Origin of the sequence: Turicibacter bilis (genome assembly GCF_024499055.1) — a bacterium.
GTDB lineage: Bacteria > Bacillota_I > Bacilli_A > MOL361 > Turicibacteraceae > Turicibacter > Turicibacter bilis.
The window spans coordinates 297,654-314,451 of sequence record NZ_CP071249.1 but is presented as its reverse complement, the minus strand read 5'-3'; the positions used below and the strand labels follow the sequence as shown (position 1 = coordinate 314,451).

Here is a 16,798-nt window from a genome sequence, read left to right as displayed (position 1 = left end):
CTCAATGGGATTGACGTATAGTTCAACTAAAAGGAAGGCTTTACAAGATTTATTTAATATTGATAGACGAGACGACCAATTCGTGATCGCCTTAGCTGGGAATCCGAATACCGGAAAGAGTACAGTCTTTAATACGTTAACAGGACTACATCAACATACCGGAAACTGGCCAGGAAAAACGGTGACCAATGCTCGCGGAGAGTTTAAAACAGCCACCCACGATTATGTCTTAGTGGATCTCCCTGGAACCTATTCTTTATTTGCGACCTCAGAAGAAGAAATCGTGGCTCGTGATTTCATTTGCTTTGGAAAACCCAACCTCGTCGTTGTGGTCACAGACGCCACTGCCTTAGAGCGTAATCTTCATCTGGCCTTTCAAATTATGGAATTAACTGATCGTGTGATTTTATGTGTTAACTTAATCGATGAGGCAAAGAAAAAAGGAATTGTCGTGAATAAAGCGGAAATTGAAGCAGACTTAGGCATTCCAGTTGTTTTAACCTCGGCTCGAAACGGAGTCGGAATCAATGACCTAAAAGCTGCCATCGATCAAGTCATTGATGAAAACTATGACTTTCATCAACAACCTCTGCTTTATAATCAGGAAACTGAAGCTTATGTGAACGAACTGATGCCGCTTCTTGACAAGCAATTCCCCAATCTTAATCCACGCTGGTTAGCCCTTCGTCTCATGGATGGTAATGAGAGCATCTACCAATCTATGAATCAATATTTAAGCCCTGAACAATCTCAATCCCTAACTGAAATTGCTACTCACATCCCATTGCCTCTTAATAAGGAACAAATTCGTGATCACTTAACTGAAGTTAGTTATGCTAAAGCTGAACAAATCAAAAACGATTATGTTTATACACTTGATCAAAAGCAACTCGCACGCGAACGCGATTTAAAAATTGACCGTGTCATCACTTCAAGATGGTTCGGAATCCCACTAATGCTTCTTCTTTTATTGGTAATTTTTTGGTTGACCATCGTAGGTGCGAATGGTCCATCCCAACTACTAGCTAACTTTTTCTCTTGGGTAGAAGGTTATATTGATCAATTCCTAGATTGGATTCACACACCTACTTGGCTTCATAACATGCTTTTATCCGGTGTTTATCAAACCTTAGCAAATGTCGTCTCTGTCATGTTACCACCAATGGCTATTTTCTTCCCACTCTTCACTTTACTCGAAGATTTAGGCTACCTTCCTCGCGTCGCCTTTAATCTCGATCACTTATTTAAAAAAGCCTGTGCTCATGGGAAACAATGCTTAACCATGTGTATGGGATTTGGATGTAATGCAGCAGGAATTATTGGATGTCGGATTATCGAATCCCCTCGAGAAAAATTGATTGCCATTTTAACCAATAACTTTGTCATTTGCAATGGACGATTTCCCACTATTATCGCGATTGCAAGTGTCTTACTACTCACCTTAAACTTAAACACTTTTCAAAACAGTTTAATGAGCGCACTTGTCGTAAGCTTAATTATTATTTTAGGTGTCATCATTACGCTACTTGTTTCTTATGGGTTATCTAAAACCATTTTAAAAGGAGTTCCCTCATCCTTTACCCTTGAGCTTCCTCCATATCGTACCCCACAAGTAGGACGCATCCTTTATACATCGATTATTGACCGTACCCTCTTCGTGTTAGGACGTGCCATCATGATTGCGGTTCCTGCAGGAATTATCATTTGGTGCATGGCCAATCTCTATATTGGTGACTTAAGCATTTTAACTTATATCGCCAATTTCTTAAATCCGTTTGCCCAATTCATCGGACTAGATGGTTTCATTTTAATGGCTTTTATTCTTGGATTACCTGCTAATGAAATCGTTATCCCTATTCTGTTAATGGCGTATCTATCAAGTGGTTCCATGGTGGAATTTGATAGTATCACGACTTTAAGTCAAATCTTAAAAGATAACGGATGGACATTATTAACTGGACTTAATGTCATGCTGTTTACCTTATGTCATTGGCCTTGTTCGACCACATTAATGACGATCAAAAAAGAAACTGGAAGCTATAAATGGGCAGCCCTCGCGTTTATCATTCCAACTTTAATTGGGATTGCCCTCTGCTTTGTTACCACTGTGATTTTCCATTTATTTGGATGGGCCTAAATGAAACCGAGTCGTTAACCTGACTAATCGCATTTAATTAAGCAAGAGCGACTCTTTTTTATTAAGTCACTTCCTCGTTCATTTTATTAATGGTCTTAAAAACAGAGAGAACAAGAACAATGTCCATGGATAACTAGCCATTACGAAAATAGATAAATACATTTGAAGCGTTTTAATATCGGAGCAAAAGAAAAAGGGTTGTCACACCGCTAACGAAATCAGTTTAGTTAGCAATTTGACAACCACTTAATTTTATTTTTGAGTAGATTCATGACGCTCTTTTAAGTATAGGGCAATAGCGTCTTCATCATGATGACGAATAACATTAGTTGCCACTGCCTTAATTTCATCTACTGCATTTGCTGGAGCGTATGCTTCATCTGCTAGTTCAAACATCGGTAAATCGTTTAAATTATCTCCGAATCCAATAATTTTTTCAAATTCAACATATTTTGCTAATGCTTTAATCCCATTTGCTTTTGAGGCATTAGCACTATATAATTCCATATATCCAAATCCTTCTTCACGAGTCGGATAATAAGTCGCATTAATTCCTTCAACTTTTTGAACTTGACGATAAGCTTCTTCAATTAACTCTAACTTATCAAAGACAAGTATATTTACAATTTGGTGAGTCGCCACAACAGATTCAAACTCATCAACAGAGGTAAACGTCTTTAGAGTTTTATCTTTACGTTGCTCATAAAAATTTGTTGAAACCGGATTATTAATTTGACGATAAAAGACTGATAATTGATCATCTTTAATGCCGTAAACCATTGGCTCTAATCCTAATTGATCAAAAATTTCTAACGTTTGCTGCGCCGCTACTTTTGAAATATCAACAATCTCAAGATATTTTCTATTTTTTAAATCGTAAATTCCTACTCCATTCATAATGGCGATAGGCATTTGAATATTTAATCCTTCTAATAATTCAATAACTGTAGCATGTGTACGAGCAGTTGCTACTGTAAACTTTACCCCTTTTTCAATTAACTCATTAATAATCGTGCGACTATTTTCAGAGACTTCACTTGCTTTATTTAATAAGGTACCATCTAAATCAGAAACGAATAGTTCCATATCCTCACCCTTCCTTCATGTTGTTATCTACCATTATACTAAAAAAAGACACAAAACGCTATGAGAAAATCATTCGCGCTTTGTGTCACTAACCTTAAAGATTTAGTAAGTTTTTTTGTTTTTATTTGGATGTTCTTGAGTCGCTAATTTATTGGTTGACGCCCACTCATTACTAAATTCAGTTTTTTCTACATGATCACTGCTATTTCCAATTGCTGCTTGACCACACCATTGATTATTTGTTTCTGTTTTTGCTGCTTTTGCTTTAGATTTACAACTCATAATCGTAACCTCACTTTCTTGTCGAAAAACGACACTATTAGTATGAGAAAATGACTTAGAATCATTCGTGTCAGAACAACCCTATAAAGCTTATTTTTTCCTATTAATCAATCACAAATAAAAAAATCATGACATTTGTCATGATTTTTTTATTTCAACATTTTAGGATTTGGATTGCTTAAACTAGCATTCTTTGTTGTTTGAATTGTTTCTGCAATTGTTTGAAGTAGCAAAATCAGTCGCAAACTCTACATTAGCATTTGTGTTTGCATTAGATTTGTTACGGTTAGATTTTGCATTTACATTTGCATTTGTATTTGCATTATAGTTTGCTTGATTTTTATTGTTGCTGTTATTATTATTTTTCATTTTGAATTCCTCACTTTCTTTATTGTTGTCTTAAACAACAGTAATAGTATGAGTCCAAAATTCGAAATCATTCTTCTTTTTCAACAGTTCAACGAGGTATTTTATAGAATAATTGGATTATTTTTTTATAAAGAATTAGGCATAATAACCATGAATTTTAATATAACTATGAACACCATCTTTTTGTGATAACGGAAAATCTTTTAAATCATAAGAATGTTGACAGACTAAATAGTCAACAATATTCCCGTACCGATCTAATACTTTTGAAGTCACAATCATCGTGTGTGTTAAAACACCATTCACCCGTTTTTGGACTAAATCCCCAAGTTCAAGTTCATCATATTCACAAAATGAGGCATAAATCCCATAATTTTTTGTCCCTTCTTTATTATTATTTAATAAATAGGTCTCAAATGGTTGAGCTGCCGTCCAAGAGGGTGTCCGTGAGTAATCACTGTACCAATACCATTTCGTTGTCACATCTCGCCCTGATTCATCAAATGGAATATCTCCTGCATGCAAACACTGAGAAATATAATTCGTACAATCACCCCCATATTTTTCATAATCATGATACACAGGATTTCGCCCTAACGCCCATGCTCTAGCATAATCAATAGCTTTCTGACGCTCATAACGTTTAAGTTGCACCACTATCACTCCTTTCTATATAACCTTATTCTAGCATGATCTATTTAAGACAAAAAAACGACTCAATGAGTCGTTTTTTTTGAATTTATTTAACTTTAGCCGCTTTTCGGTACGCCTTTGCTTCAGCTTCATTTGCCCAAACAAAGTGACCAGCTGTAATTTCTGTCCATTTTGGTTTATCTACACTATAATCGTGTTCTTCACCTGTATAAACAATCAATTTTTTATTTTTCTCAAGACGTGGATCCGGAATTGGAATAGCAGATAATAAAGATTTAGTATATGGATGGAATGGATTTAAAAATAATTCCTCTGCCTCTGCTAATTCCACAATACGTCCTTTATGAATAACCGCAATACGATCTGAAATAAAGCGAACGACTGATAAATCATGAGCAATGAATAGGTAAGTAAGCCCACGTTCAGCTTGCAATTTTTTTAGTAAGTTTAACACTTGGGCACGAATTGAAACATCCAGTGCCGAAATCGGCTCATCTGCAATGATAAATTCTGGCTCCATGACCATGGCACGGGCCATCCCAATTCGTTGACGTTGTCCACCTGAAAATTCATGAGGATAACGTGTGACGTGCTCTGGTAATAATCCAACTGACGTTAAGGCATTAACCACTTTTTGTTTACGATCTGCCTCATCTTTATATAAATTGAAATTAATTAATCCTTCAGAAACGATATAATCAATCGTTGCACGTTCATTTAATGAAGCAGCAGGATCTTGAAAAACCATTTGGATATTTTTAACGATATATTTATTCATATCGCGTGTAATTTTTCCATTAATTTTTTTACCCTTAAATAAAATATCACCTTTAGATGTTTCATTAATACGGATAATGGCACGTCCAATTGTCGTTTTTCCCGATCCTGATTCTCCGACGAGTGAAAACGTTTCTCCTTTATAAATATCAAAATTCACATCTGAAACAGCTACGAAATCTTTAAATTTAATTTCAAGATCACGAACTGAGACTAACACTTCACGCTCTTGTGCCATTAGTTCGCACCTCCTTGTACTGACCCATAAATTGAAACAAGTTTTTCATGTAAATTTTGAAGAGGTTCTGGCATCTCTATTTTTGGAGCACGCGGATCACGTAGCCAAGTTTTTGCAAAATGAGTCGGTGAAATCTCAAAAAATGGGGGTTCTTCTTCAAAATCAATGCGCATCGCATATTGATTACGAGGGGCAAAGGCATCTCCGATAATCTCATTGTATAAAGATGGCGGTGTTCCATCAATTGAAAATAACTCACTCCCTTTTTTCCCTAACTGAGGAAGTGATGAAAGAAGGGCCCAAGTATAAGGGTGAGCGGGTTCATAGAAAATTTCTTCTACTTCACCATACTCAATAATTTGCCCAGAATACATCACCACGACACGATCGGCAACATTTGCTACCACCCCTAAGTCATGCGTGATATAGATGGTTGTAAATCCATACTCTTTTTGTAAATCTTTAATTAACTGTAAAATTTGTGCTTGAATCGTGACATCAAGCGCCGTCGTTGGTTCATCACAAATTAAAATTTTCGGACGACAAGCTAAAGCAATGGCGATGACAATCCGTTGGCGCATCCCTCCTGAATATTGATGTGGATAATCTCCAAAACGCTTCTCAGGATCGTTTATTCCAACACGTTTCATTAAATCAATGGCTTGTGCTTTCGCTTCTTTTTTAGATACTTTTTGATGCTTAATAATAACCTCAGCAATTTGTGATCCAATCGTACGAACTGGGTTTAATGACGTCATCGGATCTTGAAAAACTGTTGCAATCTTTGCTCCACGAATCCCTTCCCATTCTTTATTTTTCGTCTTTTTACTTAAGTCTTCACCCTCAAACAGGATTTCTCCTCCACTGATGATTCCATTTGACTCTAGCATTCCGGTAAATGATTTAATGAGAACTGATTTCCCTGATCCTGATTCACCGACAATCGCTAACGTTTCTCCTTGATATAAATCTAATGAAATTCGACGAATCGCATTTAAATAATGATTACGTACTCTAAATTTTATTTCTAAATCCCTGACTGTTAAGACAGCTTCTTTTGTACTCATACTATCACTCCCTTTCCTACATATGAGTTCTTGGATCTGATGCATCTGCTAATGCTTGACCAATCACATATAACGAAACCGTTACAACGGCTAATGTTAAAACTGGAGCCCAGAATAAATGAGGATATCCATTAAAATAATTTGAATATTGATTGATCATACGTCCTAGTGATGGAATTGAAACGTTTAACCCAATTCCTAAGAATGATAAAGTCACTTCTGTTGAAATGGCAGCTGGAATTTCAAGTGAAACACTGGTCATCACGACTGAAAGTAAATAAGGTAAAATATTTCGAGTGACTAAGCGAAGCGTTGGTGTTCCTAAGCACTTTGAAGCTAAGTTATATTCACGATCGCGAATAATCATTACTTGTGTTCGAATAAAATAGGCAGTTCCCAGCCATCCCGTTAAACACATCGCTAAAACTAATTGCCAAAATCCACGTCCAAATGCATAAAGTAATACGGTAACAATTAAAATATAAGGCACACTGGAAATGATGTTATAAATTTCAAGCATGACTTTATCGATTGCTTTTGAGAACCCCCAAATCGCTCCAACTAAGACACCAATAAAGGTATTCACCCCTGTGACAATAAATCCAACTAGTAAAGATGTTCTTGTTCCAGCCCAAACGACGTCCCAAACTGAACTTCCGACCCCATCCGTTCCATAAGGATACTGGAATGATATTCCTAAAAATCGCATTTCGGGATTATTAATATTCGGTGAAATCATTGGATCATAACCCGATAAAGCTGGTTGAATAAGAGCAATCAAACTCAATAAAACAATTACAATTAATAAAAATACAGTTAATTTTTTTCCAAAAAACTGCCTTGAAACTGAGCGCCAATAAGAATATGAAGGCGCTGCAATATGTTCAGATGCACTCGCATCATGGGTAACAAATTCAAATCTTGAATCACTCATTATCGGCTTCCTCCTTTTTCATCTAGACTAATACGTGGATCAACTAATGTTAATAACCAGTCACCTAGGAAAGTTGATAAGATACTTAATGAAGTAAAGATAAACGTTAATCCAATGACCATTGAGTTATTATAAATCGAGATAGAATCAGGTAAGATTTTCCCCATCCCCGGAATACTGTAGACACCTTCTGTAATTAACGCTCCTGAAATACACAAAATAACCGCAGCTGGAAGTCCATGAGCAATTGGACCAATGGCATTTCTAAAGATATGTTTATAGAAAATTTCATTTTCAGATAATCCTTTAGCACGAGCAAATTTCACATAATCCATCGTACTTTGATCAATCATATAGCGACGCATCCACATCATACGACCGGCTACTGACCCTAATGTTAATGAAATAATTGGTAAAATATACGATTTTGGATGACTTGCTCCCAGCATAGGAAACATTGATGGTAACCCAAAATATTTTCCTCCAATAAATCGAACTAAGACAATATAAGCAAGCCCTGGAATAGCATTCATGAATACAATATACCATTGACCAAGCTTATCGACCCATTTACCTTTATGATTCGCCATTTGAATTCCAAGTGGTAAACCGATGACATAAGTTAAAAGTAATGAAATAATTCCCATCGTAAATGAAATTTGCATCATAGATGGATCACTTTTTAATGTTTCACAATCTGCATAGTGATCGGTAAAGTTTTTCTGATCCATATTATCTAAGGTTTCCTTATACTTACAGGTGTAAAAATTTGTTGAAGATTCTTTAACCTGACCATTTGGCATCATGACCTCTTTTTTGACTTTTTCTCCTTGTGAACTTGTCACAACCTCCAATACGCCTTGTCCACTATAGGTTGGATACGAAGTCCCTAAGTTAATACTAATCCAGTTTTGATGAATAAATGGAAAGTTCCCATCAAAATAAACGAGATATTTATTTTCACATCCTGTACACATTAAGGCAGGACGCCCATTAAAGTCTTGGCCAACATAAACTTTACGTTCTAATTCTGTATTCTCTGTTTGAACCTTTCCTGGATAGTCAATTTCAATTAAATTTGCCCACCAATTTAATGCCCGTCTTAAGATCGGAACTTCTTCGACTGCATACGCTTGTTTTGAGACTTCAAAGAAGTCAACGTCCCAACCTTCTTTTTCTTTCAACGCAACATAATCTGCTGTTTCAGACGATTCAGGTAAGATACAGTTTGAATATTGTTCATTAGCTGATCCATATAATTGTTTACAGTAATCTTGAATCGTATCATAATTTAAGTACCCAAGTTTTTCCCATTGAACATATTTATAGTTAGCATAATCGTCTGGTCTTTTTTGAATCTTTTCAATATTTGTATCCGAAAAGAACACACGATCACGAGGGATAACTGAGTAAATTAAAGTAAAAACAATCGTTAAAACCATGAAAATTGAGAATAACGATCTTAGAAATCTTTTAAACATATAACGCTTCATTGGCTGTCCCCCCTTATTTTTATATACAAAAAGATTAGGGTTTCACCCCAATCTTTTTGTATACTTTTAAACTTGTATTATTTTTTCAACTCTTCTTGCCACTCTGCAATGATTTCATCACGTTGTGCTTTTGTTACAACTTCATCGGCCACTTGTTTATATTTGTATTTATCATCTGATAAACCATAAGCCCCATATAAACCACTACGTGGAACTAATTTTGACACACTGTATCCTCCACCATTTGAACAATATGGGATGAAGATGGCATTATCTAATAAGAATGCTTCTGCTTTGGCATATAATTCAAAGCGTTTATCGTTATCATCTACCACAGCATCTGCTGCATCTTTTAAGGCTTGGAATTCATATAAGCCAATGGCTTCTTTTGCCGCTGCATCGTTACCTACTTCTGATCCCGTCCAGTTTAATCCTTGATAGGCTAACATGTCTCCACTATCTGGATCGAAGACATCAACATAAGTTTTTGGATCCCCGTAGTCTGGTCCCCATCCACGACCAATATACATATCCCAGTTCATTTGTTCGGCTTGTTTAGCGGCATTTAATGTATCTGTATCTGAAACAATGATATTCACCGCAACAAAGTCAGCTAAATTGGTCTCTAATGTATTTTTAAAGGCTTGTGCGACACGAACCCCTTTTTCACTTGTCCCATCCACTGAAATATCTAATTGAATTGGGAATTCGACCCCTTCTGCACTTAATTCTTCTTTTGCTTGATCCGCATATTGTTTAGCTAAGTCTAAGTTATAATAAGCTAATTGTCCATCTGATAAATCGAATCCTTCTGGATATTCTGTTGGATTAATCTCTGTTAAAGCTGCTGATACTAACTCTTCATATGGTACCCCTTCGCTTGTTAAAACGAATCCTGGTTGAGTTAATGTATTACGTAAGCGTCCAAGTTTTAAATCATCTCCAACGACTTGCGCAGTTAAATTAGAAACATCTAATCCGTACATAACCGCTTTACGGAAGGCACGATTTAATTTTGCTGCTGTAGTATCTTGACGCTGTTTATCAGTTTGTGGTGAAGCATCGACTGTTTCATCTGCCACTGATGAATAAGCATTACGGTCAAAGTTCCATGAAATCCAGAATGATGATGAACTTAAATCTGAAACATAAATTGAATCTCCATATTTATCTTTAGCCGTTTTATAAATCGCTGCATTATCTGTATAAACAGGAGCAGCTGAATAATCACCATTATCAAATCCTGTAAATAAGTTATCTGGATCTTTTCCATCATAATAAACTAACTTAACTTTTGGAATATAAACATGTTCTGCATCCCAATAATCTGGATTAGCTGTATACTCAATCACTGATTTAGATACATAGTTTGATAAGATATAAGCACCGTTATAAAGAATTCCGTCCGCTGCAACTTCTCCGAATGAACAGTTACCTGGATCCGGTGCACCTAATTTACATCCCTCACCTTTACTTTCTAAAAATTCTTGATTGACTGGCATTAAAACTGAATAAGTTGTAATGGTATGGAAATATGGGGTTGGGGCTTCAAGTGTATACTCTAATGTATAATCATCTAACGCTTTAATTCCAACTTCTTCCCATTCCACTTCGCCATTCACATAAGCATCTAAGTTTTTAATTGCATATTGGACTAAGTACATGGTTTGTGATTGAAATTCTGTTGCGTGACGTAATCCAGTCACAAAGTCATGTGCTGTTACATCAGCATATTCTTCACCTTCATCTGTCACCCATTTTACACCTTCACGAATCTTGAAAGTAAAAACAGTTGCATCTTCATTGACTTCATAACTTTCTGCAATCGCTCCAACTAATTGTCCATAACGATCATGTTCTAAAAGCCCGTCAACAAAGTTAGCTGTGTGCTCATTATCAGCAGCTTGGAATGAATATACATAGTCAAACGTATCTGGATCTTCACTATAGACATAGTTATAATCATTTCGATAAACTTCTGTTTCTTTTGGTGTTTCATTTGGTGTTCCACTGTTTTCTGGTGTGTCAGCTGGCGTCTCACTGTCATTACTACATCCCCCAACAGCAAGTAAACATGCTCCAGCTAACCATAAATGTTTCTTATTCATTTCTGGTCCCTCCTTCAATCTCATCACTATTTTTTGTGATGTTATTGTGTATTATATTTCCAATATTTGTAAAAGTAAATAGTCTTTAGTGATAAAATCGCTTTCAAGTGTAAAAAATATGGTTATTTAATGACTATTTAATGTTTTTAATGTGTCTAATTCATGTTCTTTCTATTAAATCATCTTATTTCTTATAAATTAATTATTTCTTTTTTATTATTTTATACTATACATAACCTCAATTTTTCTCTGATTTTGGAGCGCACGCTAATAAATTTGATTTTTTAATCTTTTGTTATGAAACGGTTAAAAATGATTCAATTGTCAGTTGTCAACATAAGGGAGATTCCCCCTTTTTCAAATCTCATTCCAAAACTGAAAAACATACTGAGTAGTGTTATTGCTGCTCACTGTCTAAATTAAGTTTCATTCTCAGTACAAACTAATCACGATCCAATTTTATTTGCTAAAATTACTTATCATTCAACTCTTACTACCTCTCGTTCTGCTTATGCCACCATCTCATCAGAACGTATTCAATTTTGAACTTAATAATCCATCAACCCATATAGTCACTATAAGGGATTCCTTTTGATTCTGTGTAATGTTTAACTGAAGTTGAATACGGAATGAATAACGCCTTATCGTTTAGATAGGGCTTATTCTTTGCATATAACTTGAAATATTTATCATCGTTATCTACTGCAACCCAACGTCTTTTCATGATTCAGAATCATATCATCCGATGACGCTTTGACAACTGTCTCATCTCACTTCAGAACAATGCCAGTTCACCCCTCACTATCGAAATATACCTACGTTCTCTGCATCGAATCCCTCGACCTATATTTTTCAATCGCCAACTTGAATCCATCACTCAATCACGTTTCATTTGATTAGCTGTTTTAGAGATAGATAAGATTGTTCACTCAGAGACCATTAAATTGACGTTAACAGATCTTTCTCTAAAATAGCTTAATAATTTTAAGCCATTTTTAAATCTGATCATTCTTCCTTTTATCAAGATAAAAAAATCATAAAGAAACAGTCGTTCTTTATGATTTTCTATTTAAGCTTATTTATTGTCTTTGTTATTCATTAACATTTCTTCACCGACTTCAACCAGGCGTTTTGTAATCATCCCTCCTGCTTTTGCTGATAGAAAGGCACGTTGGGCTTCTTGATCCAAATAATGGTCTAATGGGGCAAAGTCAGAACCAAACTCAACATCTAGTTGCTGATGTTTATAAGGAGAAGCTTGATGACTGTAGTGTTTCATGCATAATCACCTCCGACATACTTAGTATGTGCAAAGAAAAAAAACTCATGTTAAAAATTCATTTTAACATGAGTTAATCACTGTCATTCATTGCTTTTAAGTTTTTTATTTCCTCTTCTAATTGTTCCATTCTAAGCATGAGCTTTTCAATGGTTTCTTGTAACTTTATGATATGTAACTTATCGTCTGTTGAGCGCATGTCGGTGTGTGAATCATCGGCTCCACGTGATGATTTCGGTAAAATCTCCTCTTGCTCTGGCGCTTGACCTGAACTACTGACAGTTGATCCACTTTGTGAACCTTGTTCATTATTTTGACAAAATGGATTATCCACATTAAAACTATCAGGTGTAAAATAACGCCCCGGCCCTTGTTGATAATATTGTTGTTGTGCATTATAAGTTTCAATTGCCTGTCCAACAAGTTGTAGCCAGTTGCCAACAGCATTCTGTACGTTAAACGGTAATTCATTTGCAATGACATTTCCAAGTAATTCACCAACAACGATAAATAACTCAGGATTTACGTTTTGAAAGTCCATGTTATCACCACATTTTTTATAAAATAATCTGACAACTCAAGACAATTTTATGATAGGGTTTAACGACATATGACTGTTGATTAAAATTCTGACAATTAAATTGCCTTTAATTGTTTTAAGATTTTTGTGAAAGGTTCAATCTCTTGACTTGACTCAAGTTTCTTACTTGAGCGGTAAAAGGTCAGTGAAGCATTGAAACAAGGCTCTACCTTTTGTGCTAAGATTAATTTTTCTAAGTGAGAAACCGTCCCGCTACTTCCGTCAATTAATCGAACTTCACTAGAGAAGATTTTTTCAAAATGATGAGCAAATAATGGAAAGTGTGTACATCCTAGAACAACTGCTCCATATTCACTAATATCAAAGGATTGTAAACATTGTTTCAAATAAGGAAGAATCGCTTCATCCGAAAATTCATATGATTCTGCAAAACTAACAAGATCGGGTAATGGCAATAAATCTGTTTGATGGTGTTTATCTAGACGCTGAATTAACTGTTTTAACTTTTCTTCTTTTAATGTGAGTGGTGTTGCAGTGACTAAGACACGCTTTGTACTGTTTTCTACAGATTCAATTGCCGGTTTTACAGCAGGTTCCATTCCAATAATCGGAATAGAATATTTTTGGCGTAGCTCGGATACAGCAATACTTGTTGCCGTATTACAAGCAATCACAATGATTTGGGCTCCCTCATTTACTAAAAACTCAATGGCCTTGAAGACATACTCACGAACTTCTTCCTTTGGCTTTGGTCCATAAGGGGCATGATCTGTATCTGCATAATATAAGTATTCATGATTTGGAAGTCGTTTTAACGCCTCGCTTAAAACCGTTAGTCCCCCAATTCCTGAATCAAAAAATCCTATTTTCATGTTAACCTCCAAAACTTTTATATTTTAAAAATTTCTATATAAAAATTTCATACGTATGAGCATTATATCATGAAAGTTCTATTTTTGACTACCTTCCCTAGATAAACAGGCTACCTCCATGAGATAGCCTGTTTATTTATTTATATAACCTTAAAAAGTTTTTCCAGCCCTCTAAGAGTTCTTCACGGCTACCAAAGTGATTTTTTGTGATTCCAGGAACCGCATTATCATTTTCATAAACAAAATCTACATCATAACCGCCACCGTCTGGAAACGTAATAATCCCATATAAGTGTACTCTTTCTTGTAACTGTTTAACGAGTGTGATAGCTGCACGCTCGTGACCTTCACGATCTTCAAAGTACTCCTCATCAATTTTTATAGCATCATAATAAGGGTGGAAACTCTCTTCAAAATGTTCAACTTCATCTCTTACACAAAATTGCATTCAAATACCTCCTTTATTCTTTTTCGAATTCTAGATGTTTCACAACTGCCTTAATTTTCTTTTTCGCTTTTTCAATTGCTTTTTCTTTTTCTTCCGGTGTCTCACCTGTTCCATCAACTAATAATTCTTCAAATTTCTTAATTCCCATGAATTTCATCATATCTTCAATGTAATGTAGGCCTTTATTAAATAATGGATTCATCATCCACATGATATTAGCACCTGAGGATTGAACATAAACAACTGTTCTTGGTTTATCATCGAGTAATCCCTTTGGCATCATTCCCTCAAAAGAGATTGTTTTACCCACTTGAATAATACAATCCATATATTCTTTTAAAGGAGCGGGAAAAGACAAGCTCCACATTGGAGTGGCAATAACAACGACATCAGCCTCTTTAAATTGATCACATAGCTTTACAATTTTATGAACTTCTTCTTGCTCTTTTGGAGGTAATTTCTCTAAAGCTTCTTTTTCAACCATGCAATTACGTGAGGCAAAATATTGATACTCAAGTCTCGGAATATGGACTTTATATAAATCTAACTCCTCAACTTCAAATTCAGGATAGGTTGAGGTAATCTCATTGACTAACGCACGTCCAACAGTTCGACTTGCCGATAATGTCTCTGGCTTGGAATTGACTGTGATATATAATAACTTTTTCATGTTGCCACCTCGATTTTAATCAATTGCTATATTAGTATAGACATCCTGCATTCAATTATGTAATAAATCCATTGGAGTGAATTCGATAGTTTTTGTTATACTAAAACTATATCATAACTAAGGAGCGTCATTATGAAACGTCAATTGAATCCTATGATTCCTTTTCTAATCGCCGTTATTTCAAGCGGCTGCTTTTTTATCCTGGCAGACTATATTTTCACATCAGATTTAACAAACTTCCAGCAGTCTGTCTTTAACTTTATTAGCCGTCTTCGTAACCCACATTTAAATACCCTCATGATCATACTAACAAAGACCGCTAATCCATTTCCCATTAGTGTATTAACCTTAATATTGACGTTTATTCTCGTCTTCAAACATCAAAAAAAAGAAGCTCTATTTAGCTTCTTACTCATCCTTTTAACCGCAGGAACAAATACCCTTTTAAAACACCTGTATCTTCGTCAGCGCCCAATCGTTGGTTCATTAATTCATGAAACAGGTTTCAGTTTTCCAAGTGGTCATTCAATGATTAGTTTAGCACTAGCCCTGTTACTTAGCTATCTCTCTTTTCATTTTTTATCTCGTAAGCTCATTGCTTACTTATTGAGTGCCTTCTTGTTAGCTTATACCTTTTTAATCGGATTTAGCCGTGTTTACATTAACGTTCATTATGTAGGAGATGTATTAGGCGGTTGGCTTGCCTCTATAGTAGTTTTTTCTATTCTCCTTTGTTTATTTAATCTATTTTCTCGTACAAAAAGACCATTATGATGAACATGAAAAAAGAAACTATTTAAATCATAGTTTCTTTTTATTTTTGAACATAAGATCTTTACCTAAAGTAACCGGTTACCGTTAACTTCAAAAAAATAATTAACGTTGTTCAGTTAATTTTTTGTAATAAATCTTATTTGTTTTTTCATTTAAGTCGCTCTCTAATTCTCGCCATCCATGACGGCGATAATAATCGGTTTTCCCTGTTGTAAGATAAACTTTAGGATACCCTAGTAATTGGGCACGATGAATGACATGATTCATTAATAACTGCCCATAATTACGCCCTCGATAAACTTCATCGATATATAATGATGTAATCCAAGGATATCGATCAGCCTTTTTTAAGACATCATTTTTAATTAATCCGCAGCATCCAATAATTTTTTCATCATTGACTAGCACATAAAAATCATTTAAAGAGTCACCTGCTAGTGATAAATGGCAGATTTCATCATAAAACTGGGACACTTGATTTTGATGATTCCAAACATTTTGAATATATTGAATAGCTTTCTCTGTCCCGATAGGACTTTGTTTAATATTTACGACCTGTAACATGTTTTTCCCCCTATCAAACACATTTGTTACGAATGTTTTTTTCTTAATTTTCGCCAATCTAAATCGCCATTATCGAGTGCTCTTACAAAAATTTCTGCTGATGCTAAATTTGTTGCAATCGGTACATAATGAACATCACATAAACGAATTAAAGCTTGAATATCCGTCTCATGCGGTTGTGGTGTTAATGGATCACGTAAGAAAATGACAAGATCAATATCTTCTGTAACAATCATCGCTCCGATTTGTTGATCTCCACCTAATGGTCCAGATGCTAATTTATGGACACTTAAAACTGTCCCTTCTTCAATTCGTTTTCCAGTTGTTCCTGTTGTATACAACCCATAGTTTCTTAAGATATGTTGATATGCATAACAAAAATTCACCATTTGATCTTTCATTTTATCGTGTGCGATTAATGCGACATTTAGTTCCAAGTTCTTCACCCTCATTTCACATGGTTTCCTTAGGCGTACACCTATATTACCATTTTTAATTTTGTAAT

The 16,798-nt window shown here is 35.2% G+C and carries 19 protein-coding genes; 2 read left to right on the top strand and 17 right to left on the bottom strand.

Features of this window, described 5'->3' with window-relative positions; translation table 11 throughout:
* The first annotated feature begins 4 nt into the window (after positions 1–4).
* Positions 5–2,137: a ferrous iron transport protein B gene (gene feoB / locus J0J69_RS01560; protein WP_055243442.1), complete on the top strand. Its 2,133-nt coding sequence runs from the start codon at positions 5–7 to the stop codon at positions 2,135–2,137.
* Between the two features lie 252 nt (positions 2,138–2,389).
* On the opposite strand, the gene J0J69_RS01555 is transcribed toward feoB, so the two are convergent.
* The 15 genes from J0J69_RS01555 to J0J69_RS01485 all read right to left on the bottom strand — a co-directional run bounded on the left by J0J69_RS01555 (position 2,390) and on the right by J0J69_RS01485 (position 14,955).
* On the bottom strand, positions 2,390–3,223 hold the full coding sequence (locus J0J69_RS01555) for a Cof-type HAD-IIB family hydrolase (RefSeq protein WP_055243441.1): 834 nt from the start codon (positions 3,221–3,223) through the stop codon (positions 2,390–2,392).
* 102 nt (positions 3,224–3,325) lie between these two features.
* Complete coding sequence (locus J0J69_RS01550) at positions 3,326–3,505, bottom strand: hypothetical protein (protein WP_055243440.1); 180 nt, start codon at positions 3,503–3,505, stop codon at positions 3,326–3,328.
* 183 nt (positions 3,506–3,688) lie between these two features.
* A complete protein-coding gene (locus J0J69_RS01545) occupies positions 3,689–3,874 on the bottom strand; it encodes a hypothetical protein (protein ID WP_055305575.1) in 186 nt (61 codons plus the stop codon).
* A 135-nt stretch (positions 3,875–4,009) separates the two neighbouring features.
* Positions 4,010–4,528 (bottom strand): amidase domain-containing protein, encoded by a 519-nt coding sequence (locus J0J69_RS01540; protein ID WP_055245327.1) that lies wholly within the window; start codon positions 4,526–4,528, stop codon positions 4,010–4,012.
* An 85-nt stretch (positions 4,529–4,613) separates the two neighbouring features.
* Positions 4,614–5,543 (bottom strand): ATP-binding cassette domain-containing protein, encoded by a 930-nt coding sequence (locus J0J69_RS01535; RefSeq protein ID WP_055244523.1) that lies wholly within the window; start codon positions 5,541–5,543, stop codon positions 4,614–4,616.
* Complete coding sequence (locus J0J69_RS01530) at positions 5,543–6,610, bottom strand: ABC transporter ATP-binding protein (RefSeq protein ID WP_055244522.1); 1,068 nt, start codon at positions 6,608–6,610, stop codon at positions 5,543–5,545. The genes J0J69_RS01535 and J0J69_RS01530 overlap by 1 nt, the downstream gene beginning before the upstream one ends.
* Before the next feature lie 16 nt (positions 6,611–6,626).
* On the bottom strand, positions 6,627–7,544 hold the full coding sequence (locus J0J69_RS01525) for an ABC transporter permease (RefSeq protein ID WP_055244520.1): 918 nt from the start codon (positions 7,542–7,544) through the stop codon (positions 6,627–6,629).
* On the bottom strand, positions 7,544–9,037 hold the full coding sequence (locus J0J69_RS01520; RefSeq protein ID WP_055244517.1) for an ABC transporter permease: 1,494 nt from the start codon (positions 9,035–9,037) through the stop codon (positions 7,544–7,546). Before J0J69_RS01520 ends, J0J69_RS01525 begins: the two co-directional genes overlap by 1 nt.
* A gap of 77 nt (positions 9,038–9,114) precedes the next feature.
* A complete protein-coding gene (locus tag J0J69_RS01515; RefSeq protein ID WP_212725597.1) occupies positions 9,115–11,145 on the bottom strand; it encodes a peptide ABC transporter substrate-binding protein in 2,031 nt (676 codons plus the stop codon).
* A gap of 559 nt (positions 11,146–11,704) precedes the next feature.
* Positions 11,705–11,869 (bottom strand): hypothetical protein, encoded by a 165-nt coding sequence (locus tag J0J69_RS01510; RefSeq protein ID WP_156344113.1) that lies wholly within the window; start codon positions 11,867–11,869, stop codon positions 11,705–11,707.
* 351 nt (positions 11,870–12,220) lie between these two features.
* Positions 12,221–12,424, bottom strand: a complete 204-nt coding sequence (locus tag J0J69_RS01505) for a Sec-independent protein translocase family protein (RefSeq protein WP_055244513.1) — start codon at positions 12,422–12,424, stop codon at positions 12,221–12,223.
* A gap of 73 nt (positions 12,425–12,497) precedes the next feature.
* The gene (locus J0J69_RS01500; RefSeq protein ID WP_055275430.1) at positions 12,498–12,965 is read right to left on the bottom strand and encodes a hypothetical protein; all 468 of its coding nucleotides are present in this window, start codon (positions 12,963–12,965) and stop codon (positions 12,498–12,500) included.
* Between the two features lie 95 nt (positions 12,966–13,060).
* Positions 13,061–13,837 carry a glutamate racemase gene (gene murI / locus J0J69_RS01495; RefSeq protein ID WP_212724291.1) on the bottom strand — a complete coding sequence of 259 codons (777 nt, stop codon included), beginning with the start codon at positions 13,835–13,837 and terminating at the stop codon, positions 13,061–13,063.
* Between the two features lie 136 nt (positions 13,838–13,973).
* A complete protein-coding gene (locus J0J69_RS01490) occupies positions 13,974–14,285 on the bottom strand; it encodes a hypothetical protein (RefSeq protein ID WP_055305580.1) in 312 nt (103 codons plus the stop codon).
* A 13-nt stretch (positions 14,286–14,298) separates the two neighbouring features.
* Positions 14,299–14,955, bottom strand: a complete 657-nt coding sequence (locus tag J0J69_RS01485; RefSeq protein WP_055244505.1) for an FMN-dependent NADH-azoreductase — start codon at positions 14,953–14,955, stop codon at positions 14,299–14,301.
* Between the two features lie 132 nt (positions 14,956–15,087).
* Here J0J69_RS01485 and J0J69_RS01480 point away from each other — a divergent pair, with 132 nt between their 5' ends.
* On the top strand, positions 15,088–15,729 hold the full coding sequence (locus J0J69_RS01480; RefSeq protein WP_068759626.1) for a phosphatase PAP2 family protein: 642 nt from the start codon (positions 15,088–15,090) through the stop codon (positions 15,727–15,729).
* Between the two features lie 102 nt (positions 15,730–15,831).
* On the opposite strand, the gene J0J69_RS01475 is transcribed toward J0J69_RS01480, so the two are convergent.
* Together J0J69_RS01475 and J0J69_RS01470 are read right to left on the bottom strand one after the other, a co-directional pair.
* Complete coding sequence (locus J0J69_RS01475; RefSeq protein WP_055244500.1) at positions 15,832–16,293, bottom strand: GNAT family N-acetyltransferase; 462 nt, start codon at positions 16,291–16,293, stop codon at positions 15,832–15,834.
* A 26-nt stretch (positions 16,294–16,319) separates the two neighbouring features.
* Entirely contained in the window at positions 16,320–16,730 is a 411-nt protein-coding gene (locus J0J69_RS01470) for a methylglyoxal synthase (protein WP_370456878.1), read from the bottom strand.
* Positions 16,731–16,798: the final 68 nt, after the last annotated feature.